The 2,288-nt window shown below is 41.8% G+C and carries 4 protein-coding genes and 1 pseudogene; 1 reads left to right on the top strand and 4 read right to left on the bottom strand.

The window, feature by feature from the left end; genetic code table 11:
* The 3 genes and pseudogenes from ACEW80_RS31650 to ACEW80_RS31640 form a co-directional block, all read right to left on the bottom strand.
* Nucleotides 1–180 (bottom strand): annotated as a pseudogene (locus ACEW80_RS31650) (mechanosensitive ion channel family protein); the annotation flags it as partial.
* Nucleotides 181–208: 28 nt separating this feature from the next.
* Nucleotides 209–556: a hypothetical protein gene (locus tag ACEW80_RS31645; protein ID WP_373530406.1), complete on the bottom strand. Its 348-nt coding sequence runs from the start codon at nt 554–556 to the stop codon at nt 209–211.
* Nucleotides 557–592: 36 nt separating this feature from the next.
* Nucleotides 593–796, bottom strand: a complete 204-nt coding sequence (locus tag ACEW80_RS31640; protein WP_373530405.1) for a hypothetical protein — start codon at nt 794–796, stop codon at nt 593–595.
* Between the two features lie 173 nt (nt 797–969).
* Here ACEW80_RS31640 and lpxD point away from each other — a divergent pair, with 173 nt between their 5' ends.
* Nucleotides 970–2,022, top strand: a complete 1,053-nt coding sequence (gene lpxD, locus ACEW80_RS31635; protein WP_373530404.1) for a UDP-3-O-(3-hydroxymyristoyl)glucosamine N-acyltransferase — start codon at nt 970–972, stop codon at nt 2,020–2,022.
* A 17-nt stretch (nt 2,023–2,039) separates the two neighbouring features.
* Here the strand turns inward: lpxD and ACEW80_RS31630 are convergent.
* The coding region (locus ACEW80_RS31630; protein ID WP_373530403.1) for a zinc ribbon domain-containing protein at nt 2,040–2,288 on the bottom strand (249 nt) is incomplete at its 5' end.

The following is a 2,288-nucleotide window of genomic DNA, read 5'->3' as shown; positions in this document are numbered from 1 at the left end:
AAATAATCTTTGATCTCCCAAAACTACAGGAGCGCCATCTATCTTACTAACGGCTGGAGCCTGATCAGTCGGTGGAGCATTATCCTCAGAATAGGCAAAAGGTATAAATATGATGAATATAAATACTATTAAAGCCAAAATTAGAAATTTATTTATAAAAGATTTTTTACTACTATTCATACGACCTCGCGGTATGCGGGAAACTCAGTCACTTCAGTGTTGCCAGGGTTGCGACACGAGCGACTTTAGTCGCCTTGACAATTAGTCCTGTCGAGCGTCGCATCAACTTAACTTTTTTAACGCAACATTGCCCTAATCTTTTCCAATTAGCATCGCTAACTGAAACTTGTTTTTCAGTGTCGCCACTAACCCAACCAAGGAATGTTTTATTGCCTTGGGTAGCTTTGACAAAATCGCCTTTTCTAAAACCATGTCTTGTAGTAGTTCCTGCGTATTTACATCGTATTCCCCCTTTAGCTGGAACCATTAAATGTAATTGCCTGCTACTTACTGGAGGACGACGCACAATGGTAAATTGAGATTCTGTTACGTTCACATCTCCTACCCAAGAAGCACCATGATTTTTAACTCCTTACCAAGATTTATATTCAACAAATTCTGAACTTGCTAAGGTGACTGCATCAACTGCGTGAGTCTCTGGTATTTGCAACGATTTATCTGACTTTTCTTTATGCAGTCCTAAATACTTGCGGAGGTTTGATGTTTCCCACCCTTTCTTCAGTACCACCCTCGTTAGTTGAGAAAGTCGATTAATTTGATATCGTTGCCCCACCATAACGTCAGCCCTGAGTTATTGACCAGTATTTATTACTCGTCAAACTTATTTTAGGTTAATCTAGTGTAAAAAGAATTATGTGTTAAAAATTTTATTGCCAATGAATTAAAATAAAAATTTATTTATCTTAAATCGATACTCTCACTGTAGATAAATTTTGAACATACCCAACAATGAAATTTAGCGAAATCCTCCGCCAATTTGGTGAAGCAGCCAGCAATCATAGTTTGATTAGCAACCCAGAGGAAGACCCAGAAATTACAGGGGTAGCAGCCATTGATCAAGCTACCATCGGTACTCTCAGCTACGTAGAAAGTGCAAAATTTGGATCTTTTGTCGGCAATACCAACGCTACTGCTTTAATTTTGCCCCAAGACGAAAAATTACAGGTGCTTGCACAAGAACGCGGTATTATTTGGATAGCGACCCCAGATCCGCGACTGTTGTTTGCCAAAGCGATCGCACTTTTTTATCAACCATATCGCCCCATCCCAGAAATTCATCCCACTGCTGTAATTGACTCTACTGCCAAAATTGGTAGTGATGTTTATATTGGCCCCCATGCTGTAATTCAACAAGGGGTAGAAATTGGCAATAGCGCCATCATTCATCCGAATGTGGTAATTTATCCAGATGCCAAAATAGGCGATCGCACCATCTTACACGCCAACTGTACCATCCACGAACGCACCCGAATTGGTGCAGATTGCGTCATTCATAGTGCTGCTGTTATCGGTGCAGAAGGCTTTGGCTTTGTTCCTACCCGTAGTGGTTGGTTAAAAATGGAACAATCCGGCTATACAGTTTTAGAAGATGGCGTGGTAGTTGGCTGCAACAGTGCCATTGATCGCCCAGCCGTCGGAGAAACACGGGTAGGAAGTAATACAGTCATTGATAACTTAGTGCAGATAGGTCACGGTTGCCAAATAGGTACTGGCTGTGCGATCGCAGGTCAGGCTGGTATGGCAGGGGGTGTTCAACTGGGGAATCGAGTTATTTTAGCTGGACAAACAGGAATAGCCAATCAAGTGAAGATGGGAGATGGGGCGATCGCATCTGCTCAATCTGGAATTCACAGCGATGTTGCACCAGGAGAAATTGTCTCAGGATCTCCCGCAATGCCCTACAAACTATATCTTAAGGTATGCGCTGTTTATAATCGCCTGCCAGATATGTATCAATCATTAAAACAATTGCAACGTAAATTAAACAATAGCAATGATTAACTTTATGTGACATACTCCTACACTGTACTGTACTCAGTCAGTGTAGGCTTCTCACCAAATCCAGCTATTGCTTCGGATACTCGATGAGCTTTAAGAACCGGATGCCCCACGGCTCTATTTTTTAGTACAATAGCTGCATTATGATCTCGATCTAGACTGCAACCACACAGACAAGAATGCCATCTTTCATGCAACTTTTTGGGAACCTTCACCCCACAACTAGAACAATCTTGCGACGTACCCGATGGATTCACTGCAATTACCAA

Source organism: Nostoc sp. (assembly GCF_041747015.1).
Lineage (GTDB): Bacteria > Cyanobacteriota > Cyanobacteriia > Cyanobacteriales > Nostocaceae > Nostoc.
The sequence above is the reverse complement of the archived record's forward strand: the minus strand, read 5'-3'. Positions and strand labels throughout refer to the sequence as shown.